The sequence below is a fragment of the Dyella sp. genome (genome assembly GCF_035685885.1).
Taxonomy (GTDB): domain Bacteria; phylum Pseudomonadota; class Gammaproteobacteria; order Xanthomonadales; family Rhodanobacteraceae; genus Dyella.
Window position 1 is genome coordinate 1 of record NZ_DASRZX010000022.1, and the last position, 22,838, is coordinate 22,838.

General features: G+C 65.3%; 20 protein-coding genes and 1 pseudogene. 11 read left to right on the forward strand and 10 right to left on the reverse strand.

What is annotated here, in order from left to right; all coding sequences use genetic code 11:
- The coding region (locus VFG49_RS03075) for an EAL domain-containing protein (protein ID WP_414649043.1) at nt 1-167 on the forward strand (167 nt) is incomplete at its 5' end.
- A gap of 186 nt (nt 168-353) precedes the next feature.
- Here VFG49_RS03075 and VFG49_RS03080 read toward each other — a convergent pair.
- Nucleotides 354-1,253, reverse strand: a complete 900-nt coding sequence (locus VFG49_RS03080; RefSeq protein WP_324858038.1) for an Hsp33 family molecular chaperone HslO — start codon at nt 1,251-1,253, stop codon at nt 354-356.
- A 122-nt stretch (nt 1,254-1,375) separates the two neighbouring features.
- Here VFG49_RS03080 and mtgA point away from each other — a divergent pair, with 122 nt between their 5' ends.
- From mtgA to VFG49_RS03095, 3 genes are all read left to right on the forward strand, one after another.
- Complete coding sequence (gene mtgA, locus VFG49_RS03085) at nt 1,376-2,116, forward strand: monofunctional biosynthetic peptidoglycan transglycosylase (RefSeq protein ID WP_324858039.1); 741 nt, start codon at nt 1,376-1,378, stop codon at nt 2,114-2,116.
- A gap of 57 nt (nt 2,117-2,173) precedes the next feature.
- Complete coding sequence (locus VFG49_RS03090; RefSeq protein WP_324858040.1) at nt 2,174-3,127, forward strand: glycosyltransferase family 2 protein; 954 nt, start codon at nt 2,174-2,176, stop codon at nt 3,125-3,127.
- A 95-nt stretch (nt 3,128-3,222) separates the two neighbouring features.
- Nucleotides 3,223-3,651 (forward strand): CBS domain-containing protein, encoded by a 429-nt coding sequence (locus VFG49_RS03095; RefSeq protein ID WP_324858041.1) that lies wholly within the window; start codon nt 3,223-3,225, stop codon nt 3,649-3,651.
- Nucleotides 3,652-3,661: 10 nt separating this feature from the next.
- Here the strand turns inward: VFG49_RS03095 and VFG49_RS03100 are convergent, their stop codons facing one another.
- Entirely contained in the window at nt 3,662-4,942 is a 1,281-nt protein-coding gene (locus tag VFG49_RS03100; RefSeq protein ID WP_324858055.1) for an NTP/NDP exchange transporter, read from the reverse strand.
- A gap of 104 nt (nt 4,943-5,046) precedes the next feature.
- Here VFG49_RS03100 and VFG49_RS03105 point away from each other — a divergent pair, with 104 nt between their 5' ends.
- The gene (locus VFG49_RS03105; RefSeq protein WP_324858042.1) at nt 5,047-6,645 is read left to right on the forward strand and encodes a choline dehydrogenase; all 1,599 of its coding nucleotides are present in this window, start codon (nt 5,047-5,049) and stop codon (nt 6,643-6,645) included.
- A 151-nt stretch (nt 6,646-6,796) separates the two neighbouring features.
- The gene (locus VFG49_RS03110) at nt 6,797-8,101 is read left to right on the forward strand and encodes a serine hydrolase domain-containing protein (RefSeq protein WP_324858043.1); all 1,305 of its coding nucleotides are present in this window, start codon (nt 6,797-6,799) and stop codon (nt 8,099-8,101) included.
- 84 nt (nt 8,102-8,185) lie between these two features.
- On the opposite strand, the gene VFG49_RS03115 is transcribed toward VFG49_RS03110, so the two are convergent.
- From VFG49_RS03115 to cysD, 6 genes and pseudogenes are all read right to left on the reverse strand, one after another.
- Entirely contained in the window at nt 8,186-9,229 is a 1,044-nt protein-coding gene (locus VFG49_RS03115) for an energy transducer TonB (protein WP_324858044.1), read from the reverse strand.
- A gap of 667 nt (nt 9,230-9,896) precedes the next feature.
- Nucleotides 9,897-10,127, reverse strand: a pseudogene (gene metJ / locus VFG49_RS19290) (met regulon transcriptional regulator MetJ); the annotation flags it as partial.
- A 621-nt stretch (nt 10,128-10,748) separates the two neighbouring features.
- The gene (gcvH, locus tag VFG49_RS03130) at nt 10,749-11,144 is read right to left on the reverse strand and encodes a glycine cleavage system protein GcvH (RefSeq protein ID WP_324858045.1); all 396 of its coding nucleotides are present in this window, start codon (nt 11,142-11,144) and stop codon (nt 10,749-10,751) included.
- Nucleotides 11,145-11,247: 103 nt separating this feature from the next.
- The gene (gcvT, locus tag VFG49_RS03135; protein ID WP_324858046.1) at nt 11,248-12,348 is read right to left on the reverse strand and encodes a glycine cleavage system aminomethyltransferase GcvT; all 1,101 of its coding nucleotides are present in this window, start codon (nt 12,346-12,348) and stop codon (nt 11,248-11,250) included.
- Between the two features lie 148 nt (nt 12,349-12,496).
- Entirely contained in the window at nt 12,497-14,380 is a 1,884-nt protein-coding gene (gene cysC, locus VFG49_RS03140; RefSeq protein ID WP_414649044.1) for an adenylyl-sulfate kinase, read from the reverse strand.
- Between the two features lie 5 nt (nt 14,381-14,385).
- Nucleotides 14,386-15,279 carry a sulfate adenylyltransferase subunit CysD gene (gene cysD / locus VFG49_RS03145; protein ID WP_414649042.1) on the reverse strand — a complete coding sequence of 298 codons (894 nt, stop codon included), beginning with the start codon at nt 15,277-15,279 and terminating at the stop codon, nt 14,386-14,388.
- A 196-nt stretch (nt 15,280-15,475) separates the two neighbouring features.
- Between cysD and VFG49_RS03150 the strand changes: the two genes are divergently transcribed.
- Genes VFG49_RS03150 through VFG49_RS03165 form a run of 4 tightly spaced genes read left to right on the forward strand, consistent with a single transcriptional unit; the run spans nt 15,476 to nt 18,972 of the window.
- Nucleotides 15,476-16,621 carry an ABC transporter permease gene (locus tag VFG49_RS03150; RefSeq protein WP_324858048.1) on the forward strand — a complete coding sequence of 382 codons (1,146 nt, stop codon included), beginning with the start codon at nt 15,476-15,478 and terminating at the stop codon, nt 16,619-16,621.
- Nucleotides 16,618-17,433, forward strand: a complete 816-nt coding sequence (locus tag VFG49_RS03155; protein ID WP_324858049.1) for an ABC transporter ATP-binding protein — start codon at nt 16,618-16,620, stop codon at nt 17,431-17,433. Before VFG49_RS03150 ends, VFG49_RS03155 begins: the two co-directional genes overlap by 4 nt.
- A 1-nt stretch (nt 17,434) precedes the next feature.
- Entirely contained in the window at nt 17,435-18,373 is a 939-nt protein-coding gene (locus VFG49_RS03160) for an MlaD family protein (protein ID WP_324858050.1), read from the forward strand.
- On the forward strand, nt 18,370-18,972 hold the full coding sequence (locus VFG49_RS03165; protein WP_324858051.1) for an ABC-type transport auxiliary lipoprotein family protein: 603 nt from the start codon (nt 18,370-18,372) through the stop codon (nt 18,970-18,972). The genes VFG49_RS03160 and VFG49_RS03165 overlap by 4 nt, the downstream gene beginning before the upstream one ends.
- A 37-nt stretch (nt 18,973-19,009) precedes the next feature.
- Here the strand turns inward: VFG49_RS03165 and VFG49_RS03170 are convergent, their stop codons facing one another.
- Both VFG49_RS03170 and VFG49_RS03175 read right to left on the reverse strand, forming a co-directional pair.
- Nucleotides 19,010-19,612, reverse strand: coding sequence for an alpha-ketoglutarate-dependent dioxygenase AlkB family protein (locus VFG49_RS03170; protein ID WP_324858057.1), 603 nt, complete (start codon nt 19,610-19,612; stop codon nt 19,010-19,012).
- 45 nt (nt 19,613-19,657) lie between these two features.
- Nucleotides 19,658-21,055 carry an amidase gene (locus VFG49_RS03175; RefSeq protein ID WP_324858052.1) on the reverse strand — a complete coding sequence of 466 codons (1,398 nt, stop codon included), beginning with the start codon at nt 21,053-21,055 and terminating at the stop codon, nt 19,658-19,660.
- 173 nt (nt 21,056-21,228) lie between these two features.
- On the opposite strand from VFG49_RS03175, the gene VFG49_RS03180 reads away from it, so the two are divergent.
- Nucleotides 21,229-22,838, forward strand: a 1,610-nt coding sequence (locus tag VFG49_RS03180; RefSeq protein ID WP_324858053.1) for an electron transfer flavoprotein-ubiquinone oxidoreductase, incomplete at its 3' end; no start/stop codon positions are given.

A 22,838-nucleotide genomic window follows, 5' to 3' on the forward strand; every position in this document is an offset into this window, starting at 1 on the left:
TGGCCAATTCGCTGCAGATGCAGGTGATCGCCGAAGGCATCGAGGACGAAGACCAGCGCCAGGCGCTGCTGCGCATCGGCTGCCGCTACGGCCAGGGCTTCCTGTTCGCCACGCCGAAAATGGCCGAAGTGTGGCTGCAGCGCGAACATCATTTCGCGCTGCCCTAATCGCACGCGCCATTCCAGCGTGCTCTCGAAATGAAAGCAGGGGTCGGACGGCGCGAAGCGCGCAGAACGTTCGTAGCGCGGCCTTTTTGATCGTCATTCCGGCGCAGACCGGAATGACGATCAAAAAAAGCCGGCCCTTCTCGGGCCGGCTGGATGGGTAACGCGGGTACGGCTTACTGCGGTGGCCTACTGCGTCGTCGTCGGCGCATTCGCCTGCGAACTGGTGCTCAGCAGGTGCTCGGCGTCGATGCGATCGAAGGTGTAGCGCTGCGCGCAGAATTCGCAGATCACTTCGATTTCGCCTTCGCGGGCTTCCAGCGCGGCTTCCACTTCGTCGCGGCCGAGCGAGCGGAGCACAGCCTCCACACGCTCACGCGTGCAACTGCAGCCGAACGTCAGCGGACGGGGATCGAACAGGCGCACCGACTCTTCGTGATAGAGGCGGTACAGCAACTGCTCCGGCGGCGTGGAAAGCAGTTCCTCGTCGCCCAACGTGGCGGTGAGGTGCTGGATACGCGTCCAGGCATCCTCATCCTGCACGGCATCAATGCCGCCTTCATCGGGCAGCTTCTGCAGCATCAGGCCCACCGCATGCTCGCCGTCGGCGGCCAGCACGATGCGCGCAGGCAGCTGCTCGGACTGGCTGAAATAATTTTCCAGCGCGGCAGCGAGATCCGGATGCTGCAGGTCGACCAGGCCCTGGTAACGCTGGCCCCGCTCGGCATTGCCGATGGTGATGGCCATGATCGCGTCGGGGAGCACGGACAGGTCGATGGTCTCGGGCAACGGATCGGTCCAACGCGCCAGGCCACGCAGGCGGCCCTGGTCGGTGCATTCGGCAAACAGCAGGCGCAGCGGGCCGCTGCTCTTCAGTTCCACCGACAGCGAACCGTCCAGCTTGATGTTGCCGGTCAGCAGCGCGCTGGCAACCAGTGTCTGGCCCAGCACGGAACGTAGCTTGCCAGGGTAGGCCGAGCGGCCGGCGACCTCGCGCCACGCCGGTCCGAGACGGACCAGCACGCCGCGCACGCCCGCGCGCTCAAGCATGAATCGGTGCAGCACATCTTCGACAAGCACGGTTTCCACGGGATCGACCTCTCAAGAGCAATCCTTCCATATGGGGTCGCCTGCATCGTGCCTCAACAACCCCACCGCGAAGGCCGGGAATGGGCCCTTTATACTCCCCGCAACTCCGCATCCGCGCCGCCATGACTTCACGACGCTCCCTGCCCATCCGACTGCTCCGACTGTTTGCCCTGCTGCTGGTGTCCTGGCTGGCCCTCACCTGGCTGATCGTGCTGGTGCTGCGCTTCGTGCCGCCGTGGACGTCCGCAGTGATGATGGAGCGGCGCATCGGCGCAATCGTCCGCGGTGAGCGCGATTTCCACCTGCAGCATCGGTGGGTGCCGTGGTCGCAGGTGTCGCCCTACGTGCCGCTGGCGATGGTGGCGGGCGAGGACCAGAAATTTCCGTTCCACCACGGTTTCGATTTCGATTCCATCCAGGATGCGATGGACGCCGCCGACGAGGGCCGGCGTCTGCGCGGCGCCAGCACGATCAGCCAGCAGACGGCGAAGAACCTGTTCCTGTGGAACGGTCGCAGCTTCGTCCGCAAGGGACTGGAAGCGTATTTCACGGTGTTGATCGAGCTGACCTGGCCCAAGCAGCGCATCCTTGAGGTTTACATGAACCTCGCCGAGCTCGGCGACGGCATCTACGGCGTGGGCGCGGCCAGCGATGTGTTCTTCCATGCACCGCCTTCGCGGTTGGGCGCGGCCCAGGCAGCGCGGCTGGCGGCGGTGTTGCCGAGCCCCCGACGCTTCCATGTCGATCGTCCGACGGCCTACGTGCAAAGCCGGGCCAACTGGATCCAGCAGCAGATGGCGCAGCTGGGCGGCCCGGCCTACCTGCAGGGCCGCCAGCCCGCGCGCGATACACGCCACCGCTGACGAAGCGGGGGCGCGTGCACTAGCATGCGCCGACCTTCCAGGAGCGATGCCGCCGCCATGTCCCGCCTGACCGTCGTCGTGCCTGCCTACAACGAAGCCGCCGTGCTGGAGACTTTCCACGGCCGGCTGGGACGCGTGCTTGATGATCTGCCGCTGGACTGCAGCGTGCTTTACGTGGACGACGGCAGCAGCGACGGCACCTGGGCGTTGATCGAACAGCTGATGGCGCGCGACGTGCGCACCGGCGGACTCAAGCTTTCGCGCAACTTCGGCAAGGAGGCGGCACTGACCGCCGGCCTGGACCATGTCGACGCCGACGCCACCGTGGTGATCGATGCCGATCTGCAGGACCCGCCGGAACTCATCCCGTCGCTGGTGGAGCGCTGGCGGGCGGGCTACGACGTGGTCTACGCCACCCGCACCGCGCGGGCCGGCGAGACGGGCCTCAAGCGCCTCACGGCCGCCCTGTTCTACCGCAGCATGGAACGTCTTTCCGATACCAGCGTGCCGCGCGACACCGGCGATTTCCGGCTGCTGTCCCGCCGCGCGCTGGACGCCCTGCGCCAGCTGCGCGAGCGTCAGCGCTTCATGAAGGGCCTGTTCGCATGGATCGGCTACCGGCAGACGGCCGTCTATTACCTGCGCGAGCCGCGCCAGGCCGGCGAGACCAAATGGAACTACTGGCGCCTGCTGCAATTGGCCATCGAGGGCATCACTTCGTTCTCCACGGCACCCTTGCGACTGGCGACCTGGGTGGGCGTGATGTCCTCGATGCTGGCGTTCCTGTACGGACTGTGGGTATTCGGCAAGGCCGCCATGTTCGGCGATCGCGTGCAGGGTTATCCCACCCTGATGCTGGTGATCCTGTTCCTCGGTGGCGTGCAGCTGCTGGCCCTTGGCGTGATTGGCGAATACCTGGGCCGCAACTACGCCGAGAGCAAGCAGCGGCCGTTGTATTTCATCGAGGAGCAACGCCTGCCGCGTGCACGCTCGGGCGCGACGGGCTTCTAGGCATCGCTTCACGCCGGGCCAACAACCCGTCCACGCGTCGGCGCTAGACTTCCCTTCATGCAGCGGCCCGACCGCGGCCGCGTGGAGGCTCAAGCATGCGACAGGTCAAGCATCTGCTGGAAGGCAAGGGCACCGACATCTTCAGCATCGCACCGGACGCGCCCGTACTCGAAGCGATCAAGCACATGGCCGAGCGCCGCGTCGGCGCGCTGCTGGTGATGCGTGGCGAAAGATTGGTCGGCATCGTTTCCGAGCGCGACTACGCGCGCAAGGTCATCCTGCAGGGACGTTCCTCCGCACAGACGGCCGTCTCGGAGATCATGAGCAGCCCCGCGCTCACTGTCGGGCCGGATACCGATGTGTTCGACTGCATGCGCCTGTGCACCGACAGCCGCATCCGCCACCTGCCGGTAGTGAGCGGCGACAGCGTGGTCGGTGTCATTTCGATCGGTGACTTGGTGAAGGAAGTGATCGACGCCCAGGCCGAGCAGATCGAACAGTTGCAGCGTTACATCACCAGCTGAAGTTGTCGCCTCAGGCCTGGGCCGGTTGCGCCGGAGCAGGTTTGGCCGGATCGACCTGCTGCTCGGGCAGCAGATCGGGCGACTTGGCCGCGCGCGCGGCCACCCAGGTAGCGACGCTGGCGATGCCGGCGCCAATGCCGGCCATGCCGCTTACGGCAACACCCAGCGTACCCAGCAGGCTTACCCCGATGGTGACTACCACGTCGCCGAAGCGCCAGATGGCGGTCTCGACGAAATTCTTGCCCTTGTAGCGCGTCTCGCGCGGCACCCTCGTGTACAGCGTGTCCGTCGCCGGCTTGGTCATGCCATAGGCGAATCCGCGCGAACCCACCAGGGTGATCGCCAGCAGGGGAATGGTGGCGCCGAACAGCGTGATGCTTCCCATGCCGGTCAGCGCCAGCGCCAGGAGCAGAAGCAGGTTGACCAGCGACGGCACCACCAGCGCCCACACCGCGCCCTTGCGCACCAGCAGCCATCGCGCGAGGGTCAACTGCAGTACGGCACCCAAAATGTTGGTGGCCAGATCCAGGTCGTTATAGAACGACGTCCGCGCCACGCGATCGGGGAAATGCAGCTTGGTGTAGTCGGCCATCAGCGCATAGGCCAGCGTGCCGATGCCATCGCCCAGCACCATCAGGATGGCCATGTAGCGCAGGAACGGCCGCGTCCACAATTCCTTGATGCCAGCCCACAGCGATCCGCCGATCACTTCGTCGCGTCGCTGGGGTTCGCGACAATCGTGCCGCGAGGAGAGCGTCAGCAGCAGCCCGAGCGCAATCGACAGCGCCACCGCCGACACCACCAGCAATGGCGCCACGCCAATCACCTGCACCAGCAGCTTGGTCACGATGGGGCCGAAAATCGCGCCAGCCATGCCGCCCAGCGCAATCAGTGGAAACACGCTGCGCGCCTGCACGCTGTGGAACAGATCGGCCATCAGGCTCCAGAACAACGACACCACGAACAGGTTGAACACGCTGACCCAGACGAAGAACACGACGCCCAGCTCGCGGGCGCCGATGCGATCCTGCGCCAGAAAGGCCGGTACGAAAGCGAGCAGGCAGGCGATGAAGAAGCTGTAGCTCCACCCCAGCAGCTGCTTGCGCGCAAAGCGCGACACCAGAGCGCCGAACACCGGCGTCAACAGCAGCATCACGCAGAACACGCTGAGGTAGAACATGGGCAGCGATTGCGAACCCACCGCGCCACTGAGCTGGTCACGCACCGGCCGCACGATGTAATAAGCAGTCATCACGAAGAAGAAAGCCAGCGCGGAAAGCGTGGAGGCCATGCCTTCTTTCGCGGCGGCGGGAGGGGAGGCGTTCACCGGCGTTTCCAGCGGGGGATGCGAAAAGACTAGCATGCCGTCCTGACGGTCACGGAACGGGGAAGGCAGTGACATACGACTACATCATCGTGGGCGCGGGCTCGGCGGGCTGCGTGCTGGCCAACCGCCTCAGCGCGCATGCCGGCAAGCGCGTACTGCTGCTCGAAGCAGGCCCGACGGACTGGAATCCGCTCATCCACATGCCCGCGGGCATCGCACGACTCGTCAACAATCGCCACGTGAACTGGAACTACGAGACGGAACCCCAGCCACACCTGTCGGGTCGCCGCCTGTGGTGGCCGCGCGGCAAGACACTGGGCGGTTCCAGCTCGATCAATGCGATGTGCTACATCCGCGGCGTACCCGGCGACTATGACCGCTGGGCCGAGGCCACCGGCGACGCGCGCTGGTCGTGGCAACAGGTGCTGCCGTGGTTCCTGCGCAGTGAAGACAACAGCCGCGGCGCAGGATCCTGGCATGGTGCGGGAGGTCCGCTCGGCGTCAGCGACCTGCGTTACCACAACGAACTGTCGGACGTGTTCGTCAGCGCCGCGGTGGCGGCTGGCTTCACGCACAACAGCGACTTCAATGGCGAACGCCAGGATGGTTTCGGCCTGTACCAGGTGACCCAACGCGACGGCATGCGATGTTCGACGGCGCGCGGCTACCTGCAACCCGCGCGGCAACGGCCCAATCTGGAGGTACGCACGAAGGCGCCGGTGGCGCGCGTGCTCATCCGCAACGGACGCGCGGTGGGCGTGCAGCTGCTTGATGGCGGCGCCGTGATCGAAGCCGGCGAAGTCATCCTCGCCGGTGGTGCGGTCAACACGCCGCAGCTGTTGATGCTGTCCGGCGTGGGACCGGCCGACCATTTGCGGGAACACGGCGTTGCCGTGCATGCGGATGCGCCGGGGGTCGGTGCCAACCTGCAGGATCATCTGGACATCTGCACGCTCGACGGCTGCACGCAGAAGATCACCTACGACCGTCTCAACGAACTGGCCGCCGGGCTGCGCTTCCTGCGCCATCGCGATGGACCGGGTAGCTCCAATGTCGCCGAAGCGGGCGGCTTTGTGCGCAGCCGGCTGGCCACCGACGAACGCTGCGACCTGCAATTCCATTTCGTGCCCGCGCAACTGGACAACCACGGGCGCCATCGCCTGCCCGGCCATGGCTACACAGTGCACGCGTGCTACCTGCATCCGCGCAGTCGCGGCCAGATTCGGCTGCGCTCGGCCGATCCCACGCTACCCGTGGCGATCCACGCCAACTATCTCGGCGACGACGAAGGCCATGATCTCGCGCGCATGATCGAAGCGGCCCGCCTGTCACGGGACATCCTCTCGCAGTCATCCTTCGCACCGTATCGCGGCGGCCCGATCTTCCCGGAGCGCGAACTGCACAGCGATACGGACTACACGGACTTCATCCGCCGCAAGGCGGAAACCATCTACCACCCGGCGGGCTCCTGCCGCATGGGCAGCGACGGTGACGCTCCGCTCGACAGCGAACTGCGCGTGCGCGGTGTGGACGGGTTGCGCGTGGTGGATGCCTCGGTCATGCCCAGCCTGCCCAGCGGCAACACCAATGCGCCGGTGATCATGATCGCCGAGCGAGCCAGCGAAATGATCCTGAACGAAACTTCCCCGGGTGCGGAGCGGTCGTAGTGTCTCCATCGTCCGAAGCGGATTTCCGGGCCATCATGCGGTACGCTCGCCCGGCGTCATGGAAGGACCGCTTCGCCGTCAGCCGGCCCGACACGCTGTCCGGCCGTCTCCATTCCATCGATGCCGATGGCATCACCAAGTGCCCAGCAACATGACGTTTCGTTCGATTCCACTGGCGGTCGCCGCGACACTGGGTCTGTCGATGACCTCGCTCTTCGCGCACGCTGCCACACCGGCGCCAGCCACTGCCGCGCCGGTGCAGCCGTTGCCACCCGAGCGCCTCAAGGACACGCTGGCCGCGTACCAGCAGTGGCTGGCCCGCCTGGACCAGCGCAATGAAGTCGCCGGCCTCGCCACGGCCGTGGTGCTGGACGACAAGGTCGTTTTCGAAGACACCATCGGTTACGCCAACGCGTCCACGCGCGAACCGGTGACGCCGGAAACGGTGTTCCGCCTGGCGTCGCTTTCCAAGGCGTTCGCCACCGCGCTGGCCGGCGTACTGGTCGACGACGGCAAGCTGAGCTGGGATACCAAACTGATCGCCGTGCTGCCGTTCTTCCACCTCAAGAGCGACGGCGCCGCACAGCAGGCGACGATACGCGACATCCTCGGCCAGCGACTCGGCCTGCCGAAGAACACGTACGACAACATGCTTGAGGAAAACATCCCGTACGAGGAGTTGGCCCGCAAGCTCGACGAGGTGACACTTACCTGCGGTGTAGGCCAGTGCTACGGCTACCAGAACATCGCCTTCAGCCTGATCGGCGACATCGTCTACGCACAGACCGGCGACTTCTTCAGCCGCCAGGTCGACAAGCGCATCTTCTTTCCGCTGGGCATGAAGACGGCCAGCTATGGTCGCGAAGGCCTGGAGGAGAGCAAAAGCTGGGCTCGTCCGCATCGCGAGAGCAGCAATGGCTGGATCCCGTTCGAGCCGAAGGAGGCGTACTACCGCGTCGCTCCCGCCGCAGGCGTCAATGCGAGCTTGCGCGACATGGAGCAATGGCTGGTTGCCCAGATGGGCGGCCGTCCCGATGTGCTGCCCGCGCAACTGCTGCAGACGCTGCACGCACCCGAAGTGGCCACGCCCGTGGAGCTACGCTCCGCGCCATGGCGGCGGGCCCGCGTATCCGATGCCCACTATGCACTGGGCTGGCGTGTGTTCGACTACGAAGGCGAAACTCTGGTGTTCCACGCCGGTGCGGTGGAAGGCTATCGCACCCTGATCGGGTTCTTCCCCAAGTACCGCGTGGGCCTGGTGATGATGTGGAATTCCTCCGGCCCGACGCCGGCAGGACTCATGCCGATGGTCTTCGACGGCTTGCTCGGACTGCCGCATATCGACTGGGCCGGCATCGAAAGCGATGCGCCCGCCGGCAAACGTCCCGCCACCCTCAAGGGCAAGACGCGCAACAAGACCAAGACCGCTACCAACCGGGGCGGCGCCAAGGGCTGATCAGGCGCGCGCAAAGAAAAAGGGCCGTGCGTTGCCGCGCGGCCCTTTTCGTTGCTGCATGCCGCGACAGGCGCGGCGTTGCGTTTAGTTGAGCTTGAACACGATCCGGCGCTTGTCCTGCGCCGACACCGGCGTGCCGTTCTGCGTCGCCGGCTGGTACTTCCAGCGGCTCACCGCTTCCACGGCGGCGCGATCGAACACATGGCGCGGCTCGGCATCCACCACCTTCACGTCGTCGACATTGCCTTCCGGCGTGATGGTGAAGCTCACCTCCACCCAGCCTTCCTGGTTGGCGCGCACGGCCGTCGTCGGATAACGCGGATTGACGTTGCGCACCAGCACCGCACCGTGCGTGCCGCCAGCCGCGCTTTCGCCGCCTGCTGCAGCGGTAGCCGTAGTGGACTGCTGCGGCTGGCGGGCGGCTTCGGCCTGCTGCTGTTGCGCCAGTCGTGCCTGCGCCGCGCGCTGCTGCTGTTCCGCCAGCGCCTTCTGCTGCGACTCGGCAGCCAGGCGATCGGCCTCGACCTTGTCCGACGCTGCCTTCTGCGCGGCCAGCTGCGTCGCCTTTTCCTTGTCCGAGGCCATCTGCTGCTCGCGATCCTGCAGCTTGCGCTGGGCGTCGAGCTTGGAACGCAGGATGGTCAGCGTGTAGTTGGCCGGATCCGCCTTGGCGAGCAGGTCGATCTGACGCTGCGCATCATTGAAGTCGCGCTGGTTGATCGCCTGTTCGGCCACGCTGGCACCCACCGGGAAGGTTTCGCGCAGCGCGTCGGTAGCCACCTGGTTGCCCGGCTGCTTCTCCAGCACCTTGAGGTAGAACTCGAATGCGTTGTTGCCGGCGGGCGCCAGCAAGCGCTGCTCGTTCACCGCCTTGCGGGCTTCGGAAAGCAGCTGGTTGGTGCTCATCGCGGCCACGTTGGCCGGCGGCGGTGGCGCCTGGATACCGCCCACTACCGGCGTGGAGGGATGGCCCCCCGCTTCGGTTTCCATCATGTCCTGGTGCGGCTTGATGATGAGGAACCACGATGCCGACGCGAGTACCGCGACAACAGCAACGATGGCAATGGCGGCGGGCCGTACGGCCCCGCGCGCACGATGGCGCGCATGACATATATATCGGGTATCCATGGTCTCTCACCGAGTGGAGTCAGATACCCGCGCTTTTTCCCCCTGTGAATCCAGGAGCGGCAAACCTCCCCAGGTTCGCCGCGGCGCGGATGTGGGAAAGGTAACCGTAATGCAGCACTACGGCAAATCGTGCGTAGCTTCGCAACCAGTGCGCGCGCACCCGGTGTAAGTGGATCTCAGGTGGCGATGCGCCAGAAAAAAACCAACGACAGCCGTAGGAATTTTTCGTACCCCGGAAACGAAGCGTCCCGGCACGGGCCGGGACGAATCGCTCTTTCGAAGGACTCCCCCCGCGCTGGGCACCGCGGGGAGAAAAGTCGATGTTGCCTATTATTGGTAAAGCTTACTTCTTGGCAGCCTTGGGGGCCTTCGCAGCCTTGGTGGCCTTGACCACCTTCGCAGCGGCAGCCTTCTTCACGGTGCGCTTGGCGGCCTTCTTCACCGCCTTCTTCGCAACCTTCTTGGTCGCGACTTTCTTCACGGCAGCCTTCTTGGCGGCGGCCGGGCGCTTCTTAGCAACAGCCTTCTTTGCAACCTTCTTGGCAGCCTTCTTGGCGGCCGGCTTGCGGGCTACCGGCTTCTTGGCGGCGGCCTTCTTCACAGCGGTCTTCTTGGACGCCTTCTTGGCGGCCGGCTTTTTTGCGGCTTTCTTGGCAGTGGCCATAGTTCGTCTCAGCTCCTCATCAGTTGGCAGTGGTTGCCCAGTAAAAGCATGCAGGAACGCCTCCACGAGCAGATCGCTATTGGTGGCGTGCCGAAGATTGTTCACCTGACGACGGGTGCGTTCGTCAGACAGTGGCCTCAGGACGTGCAATGGAATCGAGACCGTGATCTTGCGTACTGCGCCGGCCTTTTCTCCATGATCGACATAAGGCGGAATGAATTTCGATGTTGCCATGGCACCCGTTCTCCGTGTTCCGATGCGAAAGCTATTCCTGAAGATTTCAACTGTCAATTGATTTTAAACATGAAATCAATCCGTTTCACCTACCCCCAGGAGGGTCCAAACCCCCGCCCGGCAAGGCCTGGGAGGGGTATACATGCATTTTCAATTGGACGTCCATACCGCCAAAATGAAATGCGCCACCATTAACTGATAATGTATAAAAACCGCTTAAAACAAGCCATTTAGTGCATTTTCATCCATTGCACTGCAGCAAGAGTCTCACGCCCCGCGTTACACCAAAGCGGTGCAATCCCCACGCCCGTTTCTGGTCCCCGAGGATGAACGGAGATCGACTGAAATTATCTTTGAATCGGTCCGGACAGGGTGTCGCCCGACCCTGCCCTTTCGGTACCGAAGGGGTCGATCCGAGCAGCCGAAGGGTGCTCTGCGTTCCGGCAAGCATCGACTTGGACATCTATCGGCATGGACGTCGAGAAGTAAAATCACATCACTTCCCTGGACGGCGAACGCGATATCCATCGCCGAAACAGAAACGCCGCGCGATGCGTCGAGTCTAAAAAGAAGCCGGCCGCTTGGGGCGGCCGGCGTCGGGTAAAACAACTGATGCGGGGCTTAGTGGTCTTCGTTCTCGACCAGTTCGGCGTAGGCGTCGGCATCGAGCAGTTCGTCCAGCTCGCCGCGATCGCTGGCACGGACCAGGAAGATCCAGCCGTTGCCGAAAGCGTCTTCGTTGATCGTTTCGGGCTTGTCGTTGAGGGTCTCGTTGACCGCCACGATCTCGCCGGACACCGGGCTGTAGATGTCCGAGGCCGCCTTGACCGACTCGACCACGGCCACGCCGTGACCGGCCTGCACGCTGGCACCGATCTCCGGCAGCTCCACGTACACGAGGTCGCCGAGCTGGCCCTGGGCATGCTCGGAGATGCCCACGCGCACCAGGCCGTCGTCTTCGACGCGAGCCCATTCGTGGGACTTGAGGAATTTCAGATCGCCGGGAATCTCGCTCATGATCGAATCCAGTCGTTGATGTCAGGTAATGGGTGGAACGGCAATTCTAGCCGCTTCACCCGTTGGGCAACACGGGATGGTGCCGCCATGGATGGAGATGGCCTCAAATGCCTTCGCAGGGCTTGCCATCGCGTACGAACGGATACTTCACCAGGCGCACGGGCACTTCGCGACCGCGAATGTCCACGCGCACGTCGCCGGCATCGCCGGCGGGAATGCGTGCAAATGCCACGGCCTTGTTGAGCGTGGGCGCAAAACTGCCCGAAAGGATTTCACCCTCGCCCTGAGCGGTCAGCACCTTCTGGCCATGGCGAAGCACGCCCTTGTCGTCCAGCACCAGGCCGACCATCACGCGCTTCACGCCGGCGGCCTTGTACGCCTCCAGCGCGCTGCGGCCGATGAAGTCGCGGCCTTCATCCAGCGCGATGGTCCAGCCGAGGTTCGCCTCCCACGGCGAGACGTCGTCATCCATGTCCTGGCCATAGAGGTTCATGCCAGCTTCGAGGCGCAAGGTATCGCGTGCACCGAGGCCACACGGCGCCACGCCCGCTTCGGCGAGGGCATTCCACAGCGCGACGGCGTGCTCCTGCGGCACCATGATCTCGAAGCCATCCTCGCCGGTGTAGCCGGTGCGGGCGACGAACAACGGCATGCCGTGGGGGCCCTGCGCGGCCGCGGCGGCAAACTTGCCGAGCTTGCCGATGCGTGCGTGATCCACTTCGGCCAGCAGCCCGATCGCCTTGGCACGCGCGTTCGGGCCCTGCACGGCGATCATGGCGAAATCCGGGCGCTCCTTGACCTCCACGTCGAAAGCCTTCGCTTGCTTTTCGATCCAGGCCAGGTCCTTGGCGCGGGTCGCGGCGTTGACCACGAGGCGGAAGAACTCCTCGCCCAGGAAGTAGATGATGAGGTCGTCGATCACGCCGCCCTGCTCGTTGAGCATGCAGGTGTACAGCGCCTTGCCCTGCACCTTGAGCTTGTCGACGCTGTTGGCGACCAGGTGGCGCAGGAAGTCGCGTGTACGTGCGCCGTGAAGGTCGACCACCGTCATGTGCGAGACGTCGAACATGCCGGCGTCGCGACGTACGGCGTGATGCTCCTCGATCTGCGAGCCGTAGCTGATCGGCATGTCCCAGCCGCCGAAATCGACCATGCGCGCACCCAGCGCGCGATGGGTGTCATTGAGTACGGTCTTGTCGGTCATCGCAGTCGTGCTCTGGGGAAAACGACATTATCGCCGGGCGCCCACGCACATTCCAAGCCGAGCGCGCGGCATGTCGCCGTGCGCCGGCGTATCGGCATGCGTCGTGCAGCGCAACATGCACGATGCGCCGTACACGAGCCTTGCTGCATCAATCGCGTTGCTGGTGTTCCATGCCGGAGAGCAACTGCTCCACGACCTGCTCGGCCAGTTGCTCGGTCTTGAGCCCGGAGGTGCGCAGATGAAGTTCGGCGTGGGTCGGCGCCTCGTAAGGCGAATCGATGCCGGTGAAGTTGACGATTTCTCCCGACCTCGCCTTGCGGTACAGCCCCTTCGGGTCCCGCCGCTCGCATTCCTCCAGCGGCGTGTCCACGAAGACCTCGATGAACTCGCCGCCGTCGAACAATCCGCGAGCGAAGCGACGTTCGCTCTGGAACGGTGAGATCACGCACACGAGCACGATGAGGCCGGCATCGACCATCAGGTGCGCCACTTCTGCCACGCGGCGGACATTCTCCACGCGCGCCTCGGCCGTAAAGCCCAGGTCCTTGTTGAGGCCATGACGCAGGTTGTCGCCGTCCAGCATATAGGTGTGATAACCCAGCGCGTGCAGGCGGCGTTCGACCAGGTTGGCGATGGTGGACTTGCCCGCGCCCGAAAGGCCGGTGAACCACAGGCAGCGCGCCGCCTGGCCCTTGCTGGCGCTGCGCGCTTCCTTGGCAACGTCGGTGTGCTGCCAATGCACGTTGGAGGCGCGGCGCAGGGCGAAGTCCAGCATGCCGCAACCCACCGTGGCGTGGGTCTGCCGGTCGATCAGGATGAAGCCGCCGAGCGTGCGGTTGTCTTCATACGACTCGAAGGCAATGTCGTGGTCCAGGTCGATGTTGCAGTAGCCCACCTCGTTGAGCTCCAGCCGGCGCGCGGCAAGCTCGGCCTGGGTGTTCACGTCGACCTTGTGCTTGATGGAGGTGACGCGCGCGTTCACCGTGCGCGAACCGATCTTGAGCCAGTAGGCGCGGTTGGGCAGCAGCGGCTCGTCGCCCATCCACAACACGTGGGCCGCGAACTGACCGGCCACCGGAGCCGGCCGCGCGGCCTCGGCGATGACATCGCCGCGACTCACGTCGATTTCACGATCCAGCGTCAGCGTGACCGCCTGTCCTATCGAGGCCTCCGGTAAATCGCCGTCGGCGGTGACGATGCGCTCGATGCGTGCACGGCGCATCGCCGGCTGCACCACGATCTCGTTGCCGACGGCGATGCCGCCGCCGCAGACGGTGCCGGCATAGCCACGAAACGAGGCATCGGGTCGGTTGACCCATTGCACGGGAAAGCGGAACGCGCTGTCACGGGCGACCACCGTATCGGCGGACTCCAGCAGTTCCAGCAAGCTCGGGCCGTCATGCCAGGCCATGCGCACGGAGCGGCTGCCCACGTTGTCGCCAAGAGGCGCAATGACGGGCAAGGCATGCACCTGCGTGATGCCAAGCTGCTGCGCCAGCTCGCGGTACTCGTGGGCAATCGCCGCGAAAATGTCCTCGCGGCAATCGACCAGGTCCATCTTGTTGACCGCCAGCACCACCTGCCGGATGCCCATCAGCGCGCAGATATAGGTATGCCGGCGAGTCTGCGGCAGCAAACCCTTGCGCGCATCGACCAGCACCACCGCCAGTTCCGCCTGGGAGGCGCCCGTCGCCATGTTGCGGGTGTACTGCTCGTGTCCCGGGCAATCGGCGACGATGAAGCTGCGGCGCGGCGTGTGGAAATAGCGATGAGCCACGTCGATGGTGATGCCCTGCTGCCGCTCGGCGTCGAGGCCGTCGGTCAGCAGCGAGAAATCCAGCGCATCGGGTGCATCGCCGTGCAGCTTGCGGCTGTCGCGGGCCAGCGCGTCCAACTGGTCATCGGGCACCATGCCGGTGTCATAGAGCAGGCGTCCCAGCAGGGTGCTCTTGCCGTCATCGACACTGCCGCAGGTGATGAAGCGCAACAGCCGTGGTTTCCCGTGGGCCGGATCAGGATGGGCATCAAGCATCGCCATCAGAAGTAACCCTCCTGCTTCTTGCGCTCCATCGAGGCATGGCTGTCCTGGTCGATCATGCGGCCCTGGCGCTCGGAACTGCGCGACGCGGACATCTCGTCGATGATCTTGTCCAGCGTATCGGCCGACGACTCCACGGCGCCCGTCAGCGGATAGCAGCCGAGCGTGCGGAAGCGCACCTCGCGCATCTGGATGCGTTCGCCCTCACGCAGGGTGAAGCGATCGTCATCGACCATGATCAGCGCACCGTCGCGCTCCACCACCGGCCTAGGCCTGGCGAAATAGAGCGGCACGACCGGAATGTCCTCGCGACGGATGTAGTGCCACACGTCCATCTCGGTCCAGTTGGACAGCGGGAACACCCGCACGCTTTCGCCCTTGTGGATCTGCGTGTTGTAGGTATGCCAGAGCTCGGGCCGCTGGTGCTTCGGGTCCCAGCGATGCTGCGCGTTGCGGAAGGAGAACACGCGTTCCTTGGCGCGCGACTTCTCCTCGTCGCGACGGGCACCGCCGATGGCCGCATCGAAACCGTACTTGTCCAGGGCCTGCCTCAGCGCCACGGTCTTCATCACGTCGGTGTGCACGGCCGACCCGTGGGTCAGCGGTGAAATGCCCTGATGCACGCCTTCCTCGTTGATGTGGACCAGCACCTCGACGTTGCCCGTCGCCGCCACCTCGTTGCGGAAGGCGATCATCTCGCGGAACTTCCAGGTGGTATCCACGTGCAACAGCGGCATCGGTGGCTTGGCCGGATAAAACGCCTTGCGCAGCAGGTGCAGCAGGACGGAGGAATCCTTGCCGATGGAATACAGCATCACCGGGTGCCCGAAGGCAGCCGCGGTCTCGCGGAAGATGTGGATGCTCTCGGCCTCGAGCTCATCCAGATGGGACATGGAGGGCATACGTCGTTTCACGGCCTGTGGCTTGCTCGCGCGACGGGGCGGGCGTTCAAGCAGGAATCTAGCGGAAAAGGAGCCGGCGAACAGCGCCGCCGACGACGGAACGGACAGAACGCGTGAAACCGGATACCGCTGACGCAGGGCAACATTTCGTCACCTGCCGTACTCGACAACCCACTAAGATCGTTCCATGAGCACATCGACGGCGACAGGAAGCGCACAACTCGATGCCAGCATGACGCCTCCACGGCTTCGCGTGGCGGGCGATTGGACACTGGTCCATTACGCTTCGCTCGAACGCACGATAAGCACCTTGAGGGCGCCGCTGGACCCGGCGACTGCCGTGGATCTCAGTGGCCTCGGTGCGCTGGATACCGCGGGCGCTTCGCTGCTGGCCTCGCTGCTTGGTGCCGCCCGCCTGGGCAACCTGGCCCACGAGGACCCGACCCTGCCCGTGGCGCAACGCGCATTGCTGCAGACCATCGGCCGCGCCATGGCCGACTACGTCGAGCCGAAGGTCACGCACCGCGGCAACGCGGTGACCGACGTGCTCGCGCGCATCGGCGCCGCCATGGAAAACGTGTACCGCCAGCAGGTGCGCCTGCTGGGCTTCATCGGCCTGACGCTGGAGACCCTTGCCCGCACGGTGTGGCGTCCGCGCCGGTGGCGCGTTACCTCACTGGTGGCGCACGTGGAGGAGACCGGCCTGGATGCCGTGCCCATCGTGGCGCTGCTCACCTTCATGGTCGGCGCCGTGGTGGCGTTCCTGGGGTCCACGGTGCTCAAGGATTTCGGCGCCACCATCTACACCGTGGACCTGATCGCCTTTTCGTTCCTGCGCGAGTTCGGCGTGCTGCTCACGGCCATCCTCATGGCCGGTCGCACCGCCAGCGCCTTCACCGCCCAGATCGGCTCGATGAAGGCCAACGAGGAAATCGACGCCATCCGCGCGCTCGGGCTTGATCCCATGGAGCTGCTGGTGCTTCCACGCGTGCTGGCGATGCTGGCCTCGCTGCCGATGCTCACCTTCATCGCCATGATCGCCGGCCTCGCGGGCGGCGGCCTGGTGTGCGCGCTGGTGCTGGACATCTCGCCGGTGATGTTCCTCAACCTGGTGAAATCGGATATCGAGGTGCGGCACTTCCTGGTTGGGCTGGCCAAGGCACCGGTGTTCGCGTTCCTGATTGCGGTGATCGGTTGCCTGGAGGGCTTCAAGGTCACCGGCAGCGCGGAGTCGGTGGGCGAACACACCACGTCGGCGGTGGTGCAGTCGATCTTCGTGGTGATCCTGCTCGATGCGCTGGCAGCGCTGTTCTACATGGAGATGGGCTGGTGAACGCTGTTGCCAAACCGCAGCCGCAGGATGAGGTGATCCAGGTGCGCAACCTGGTGAATCGTTTCGGCGCGCAAGCGGTGCACGAGCATCTGGACCTCGATGTGCACCGCGGCGAGATCCTCGGCGTGGTCGGCGGCTCGGGCACGGGCAAGTCGGTGTTGTTGCGCAGCATCGTGGGATTGCGCCGCCCCACGTCGGGACAGGTGCATGTGTTCGGCAAGGACCTGCTGAGCCTGTCGCCGGAGCAGCGCTCGCAGGTGGAGCGGCGCTTCGGCGTGCTGTTCCAGAACGGCGCGCTGTTCTCCTCGCTCAATATCGTGGAGAACGTGGCGATGCCCCTGATCGAGCACGCCGGCCTGGCGCGCGCGGATGCGCAATCGCTCGCCGGTGTGAAACTGGCTCTGGCCGGATTGCCCGCGGGAGCGGAGACGAAGTATCCGTCCGAGCTTTCCGGCGGCATGGTCAAGCGTGCGGCGCTGGCACGAGCCCTGGCGCTGGATCCGGAAATCCTGTTCCTGGATGAGCCCACCGCCGGCCTGGATCCGATCAGCGCCGCCGCGTTCGACCAGCTCATCCTCACCCTGCGCAACGCGCTGGGGCTCACCGTTTTCCTGGTCACCCACGACTTGGACACGCTCTACACCATCTGCGATCGCGTGGCCGTGCTGTCGCAGAAGAAAGTGCTGGTGGTTGGCCCGCTGGACGAAGTGGCCAAGTGCGACGATGCCTGGGTGCAATCGTATTTCCACGGCCCACGCGGTCGCGCTGCGGAAGAAGCGCACGACGTCGAATCCAAGCCCGAGGTGAAGTGAGATGGAAACACGCGCCCATCATGTGCTGATCGGCCTGTTCACCGTGATCGTGGTGATGGCCGCCCTGCTGTTCGGCCTGTGGCTGGCCAAGTCCAGTTCGGACCGCCAGTTCGCCTATTACCAGGTGGTCTTCAACGAGGCCGTCACCGGCCTCACGCAGGGCGGAGCCGTGCAGTACAACGGCATCAAGGTCGGCGACGTCACCCAGCTCAAGCTCGACAAGCAGGATCCGCGCAAGGTCATCGCGTGGATCCGCCTCGGTGCGGATACGCCGGTGCGCCAGGACACGCACGCCAAGCTGGCGCTCACGGGCGTCACCGGTCTGGCCGTCATCCAGCTCAGCGGCGGCTCGCCCCAGAGTCCACCGCTGGAAGGCAAGAATGGCGAGTTGCCCGTGATCGTGGCCGATCCTTCGCCGCTGAGTCGGCTGCTGGCCAACGGCGAAGACCTGGTGATGAACATCAACGACGTGATCGCCCGCGCCAGCGCCCTGCTGTCACCGGAGAACATGGATCGCGTGTCGCGCACGCTGGATCACCTGGACAAGGCCACCGGTGCCATTGCCGATCAGCGCGACGATATCCGCGCGCTGCTCCAGCAACTGGCCGAAGCGAGCAAGCGGGCCAATGACACGCTGGCGCAGACGCAGAAGCTGGTGCAGACCACCAACAGTCTGGTCGACACGCAGGGACGCGCCACGCTGGACAGCGCCAGGAACGCGCTCGCCTCGGTGGAGCGGGTTACCGCCAATGTCGATCATCTGCTCAGCGACAACCGCGCTTCAATCAACGGAGGCATCCAAGGCTTCAGCGAACTTGCCCCGGCCATCCGCGAGCTGCGCGACGCGGCAAGCTCGCTGCGCGGCGTCACCCGCCGTCTCGACGACAACCCGGCCGGCTTCCTGCTGGGCCGCGACCGCAGCAAGGAGTTCGTGCCATGAGGTTGTTCGCTCACCTGCCCGCCTGGACCGTCGTCGCGTTGCTGGCGGCCTGCTCGGTGCTGCCCAAGGCGGAGTCGCCGGAGATCTACCGCCTGCCCGCCACACCCCTGCCGCACGCGCAGGCGTCCGCCGCCAGCTGGTCACTGCGGGTCAACACGCCCCAGGCCGAGCGGATGATCGACAGCTCGCGCATTGCGGTGCTGCCCGAGGGCAACGTGGTGAGCGTCTACCAGGGAGCGCGCTGGAGCGACACCGCCACCACGTTGTTGCGCAACCGCTTGATCGACGCATTTCGCGATGACGGGCGGCTGCCGTCGGTAAGCAGCGACGACAACGCACTGGCCGCCGACGTCACCCTGGCCGGCGACCTGCGGGCGTTCCAGTCCGAGTACCAGGGCAAGACGCCCACCATCGTGATCCGTTTCGACGCGCGCCTGGTGCAGAATGGCAGCCTGCGTGTGATCGCCACTCGTCGCTTCGACGTCAACCAATCGGTGGGAGGCACGACGGTGCCGCAGGTTGTCACCGCCTTCGGCCAGGCCAGCGACACGCTGGCCGCGCAGCTGGTGGCGTGGACGCTGCAGCAGCCCGTGCCGTAAATCTGTCGCTCCTGCAGAGAGGCAAAGCGCCTCACCGCTACCGCTTTCGCGGCTCGATCCATCGAAACGTCAGGTTGATTCGCGGCCCCACGCCCGCGCTCGTCTTCGGCAGGTCGTGCACATAAAGGCGCTGCGTATCGCCGGCCATGCGCAACAGGCTGCCATGCCCCAGTTCGATCATCTGCGTATCGCGCGCCGTGCCGTCATGACGGGGCTTGAGCCGAAACCGGCGCACCGCGCCCAGGCTCAATGAAGCGATCACCGGGCGTTCGCCCAGCTCGGGCTCGTCATCGCTGTGCCAGCCCATCGAATCCTGGCCATTCCGGTAAAGGTTGGCGAGCACGCTGTTGAACCGCGCACCACAGGCCTTCGATACCTGCTCCCGCAGGTCAGACAACGCACTCGTCCATGGATGCGGCTCGAAGCGCGTGCGGGAATAGACGTAGGTGGCTTCGGCGTCACCGATCCAGCAACTCAGGCGAGGCGAATCCACCTCGCGTCCGTAGATGCGGATGCGATGGACTCCCCACGGAATGCTTGCCTGCAGCTGGGCCATCAATGCATCCGCATCGGCCACCGGCAGCCACCGTGGCCACAACGAAAGATCGGCACCGGGCAGCGGTAACGCCTGCCATCCCATGGGCGCCACCTGGTCGAACAGATTCACCTGGGCGTCCTGCATGCCTCAGCGGATGGCGGGAAACGCCGGCTCCACGTCCAGCGTCGCCGCACACACGGAGGCCAGCTCCAGCAGGCGCAGATCCGATCCGCGTGCGCCGACCAGCTGCAGGCCGATCGGCATGCCATCGGGCAGATAGCCCATCGGAATGCTTACCGCCGGGCAGCCCGCAAGGCTGGCGAAGCTGGTGAGGTCGGCCTGCGAATCGGGCGCCGGCGCATCCAGCGGGAAGGCGCCTTGTGGCGTGGTGGGCAGCACCAGCACGTCGATCTGCGCAAACAAGCGACGCATCTTGAGCGTGGCCGCATCCAGCACGCGATCGGCCGCGGCATAGTCGGCCGCGCTCTTGCCGGCGGCATAGCCCAGCAGACGGCGGAAATGTTCAGACACGCGCTGCTCGGTATCGGCCAGATCGGCCGCGAACGTGCCGAGCATTTCCGCTTCCATCAGGAACAGGCCGGCGCGACGCGTGCGGGCAAAATCCCAGTCGGAAAAATCGACCGTACGGCGTTCGCCCAGCTCACGCGGCCATTTCGCCAGCGCCGCTTCGAATACCTCGATCACCTCGGGTTGCACGCCGAGCGCCGCGAGGTTGGGCAGGAATCCGGCACGCAGCCGGCCCGGCTCCCAGTCCGGCGGCGACAGCGCTACGCGGCGGCGGCGCGAGCGCGCGTCATCAGCGTCGTAGCCGGCCAGCACCTGCAACAGCACGGTGAGGTCGTCCGCACTGCGGGCGATCAGGCCCACGGTGTCCAGGCGTCGCGCAGCGGGGACCATGCCGCGTGCGGAAATCTCGCCGTGGGTAGGCTTGAGTGCGTACACGCCGCAGTAGCTTGCCGGGATGCGGATCGAGCCGAGGCTGTCCGAGCCCACCGCGGCCACCGCCAAACCGGCCGCCACGGCGGCGGCAGCGCCACCCGACGAACCTCCCGCGGTATAGCCCTGCCGGTGGGGGTTGTGGGTGGGGCCGTAGTGCGGATTGTCCGTGACGGCGCCCAGCGCGCCCTCGTCCATGTTGGTCTTGCCGATCAGTACCGCACCCGACGCCCGCAGGCGCGCCACGGCGTGCGCATCGTCGCCAACCGGTTGGCGACGCCCCGCCAGGCCGGCGCCCGTCGGCCAGCCCGCCACGTCGAAGTTGTCCTTCAACGCCACCGGAATGCCGTCAAGCCGCCCGATCACCCCGTCGAGACGACGGTGCTGGGCCGCCAGCGCCTGCTCCTGCAGCATCGACGAGCTGAGACTCACATAGGCGTTGATCTGCGGATTGACCCGCTCGATCCCTTCCAGATAGACCTCAGCCAGTTGCTGGGGTTGCACGCGCTCGACCGCCAGCCAGTGCAATAGCTGGCACATGGTGGCGAGGCGCAGGTCGAAATCGCTGATCGGCGGCTGTTGGTTCATCATTTCTTCCCTGGGGCTCCCTGCGGCGATTATCGCCACCGTAGATGAAGGGTTTGCAAGGACCGGCGCCGCCACGTTGCCCGGCACCGCCCGAACCCGGACAATGCCGGTTTGCCCGTTTCCATACGTGGGGGAACGGAATCGTGCCGCATGAGATGAGTTGGAGCTACGCCATGAGCGACCGCGAAATGATGGAATACGACGTCGTCGTCGTCGGCGCAGGCCCCGCGGGCCTTTCCTTCGCCATCCGCCTGAAGCAGCTCAAGCCGGACCTGAGCGTGTGCGTGATCGAGAAGGCATCGACCATCGGCGCGCAGATCCTTTCCGGCGCGGTGATCGAGCCGCAGCCGCTGGACGCGCTGCTGCCGGGCTGGCGCGACAACCCGCCGCCGATCTGCGTGCCGGCCACCGAAGACGAGTTCTGGTTGCTGACCAAGACCGGCGAACGCAAGCTGCCGGTGCCGCCAGGCATGAACAACCACGGCAACTTCATCGTCTCCCTCGGCGCCATGTGCGCCTGGATGGCACCGCAGGCCGAAGCGCTGGGCGTGGATGTGTTCCCCGGCTTCGCCGCCGCCGACAACATCTACAACGAAGACGGCTCCGTCGCCGGCGTACGCATCGGCGACATGGGCGTGGCGAAGGACGGCTCGCACAAGGCCGGCTACACCCAGGGCATCGACATCAAGGCCAAGGTCACGGTGCTCGCCGAAGGCGCCCGCGGCAGCCTCACCAAGCAGCTGATCAAGCGCTACGCGCTGGACAAGGACAGCGACCCGCAGGGTTATTCCATCGGCATCAAGGAACTGTGGCAGGTGCCCGCCGGCCGCGTGCAGCCGGGCAAGATCGTGCACAGCTTCGGCTGGCCAGCCGACAGCCACACCTACGGCGGCAGCTTCCTCTATCACTTGGACAAGGATCGCATCGCACTGGGTTACGTCAGTGGCCTGGACTACACCGATCCCAACTACCAGCCGTGGGAAGCCTTCCAGCAATGGAAGAACCACGCGACCGTGAAGCCGTTGCTGGAAGGCGGCACCATCCTCTCCGCCGGCGCCCGCGCCATCGTCACCGGCGGCTACCAGTCGCTGCCCAAGCTTGAAATGCCCGGAGCGCTGCTGATCGGCGACACCGCCGGCCTGCTCAACGTGCCCAAGATCAAGGGCACGCACCAGGCCATCAAGAGCGGCATGCTCGCCGCCGAGCACCTGGCCGCCAACGACCTCAATGCAGCCGGCTTCGACGCCAGGCTGCGTGCATCCGACGTGATGGCCGAATTGAAGAAGGTGCGCAACATCAAGCCCGCCTTCAAGAAGGGCCTGTGGTTCGGCATGTTCAATGCCGCCTGGGAAACCGCCATCGGCGGCGCCTCACCGTGGACGCTGAAGAACAAGGCCGACTGGTCCTCGCTGCACAAGCTAGGCCAGCAGGAAGAACCCAAGCGTGATTACGTGCAGCGCGAACTGCCGCCCCGCGACCGCCTGGCCGGCGTGTACTTCGCCGCCACCGAGCACGACGAAGACCAGCCCATCCACCTGCACGTGGCGGACACCAACGTGTGCGTCACCAAGTGCACCGTCGAATACGGCAACCCCTGCACCCGCTTCTGCCCCGCCGGCGTCTACGAGATCGTCGAAGACACCCACGCCGATGGGAGCAGCGGCAAGCGCCTGCAGATCAACGCGGCCAACTGCGTGCACTGCAAGACCTGTGATATCAAGGACCCGTACCAGATCATCAACTGGGTCACGCCGGAAGGTGGGTCGGGGCCGAATTATCAGAA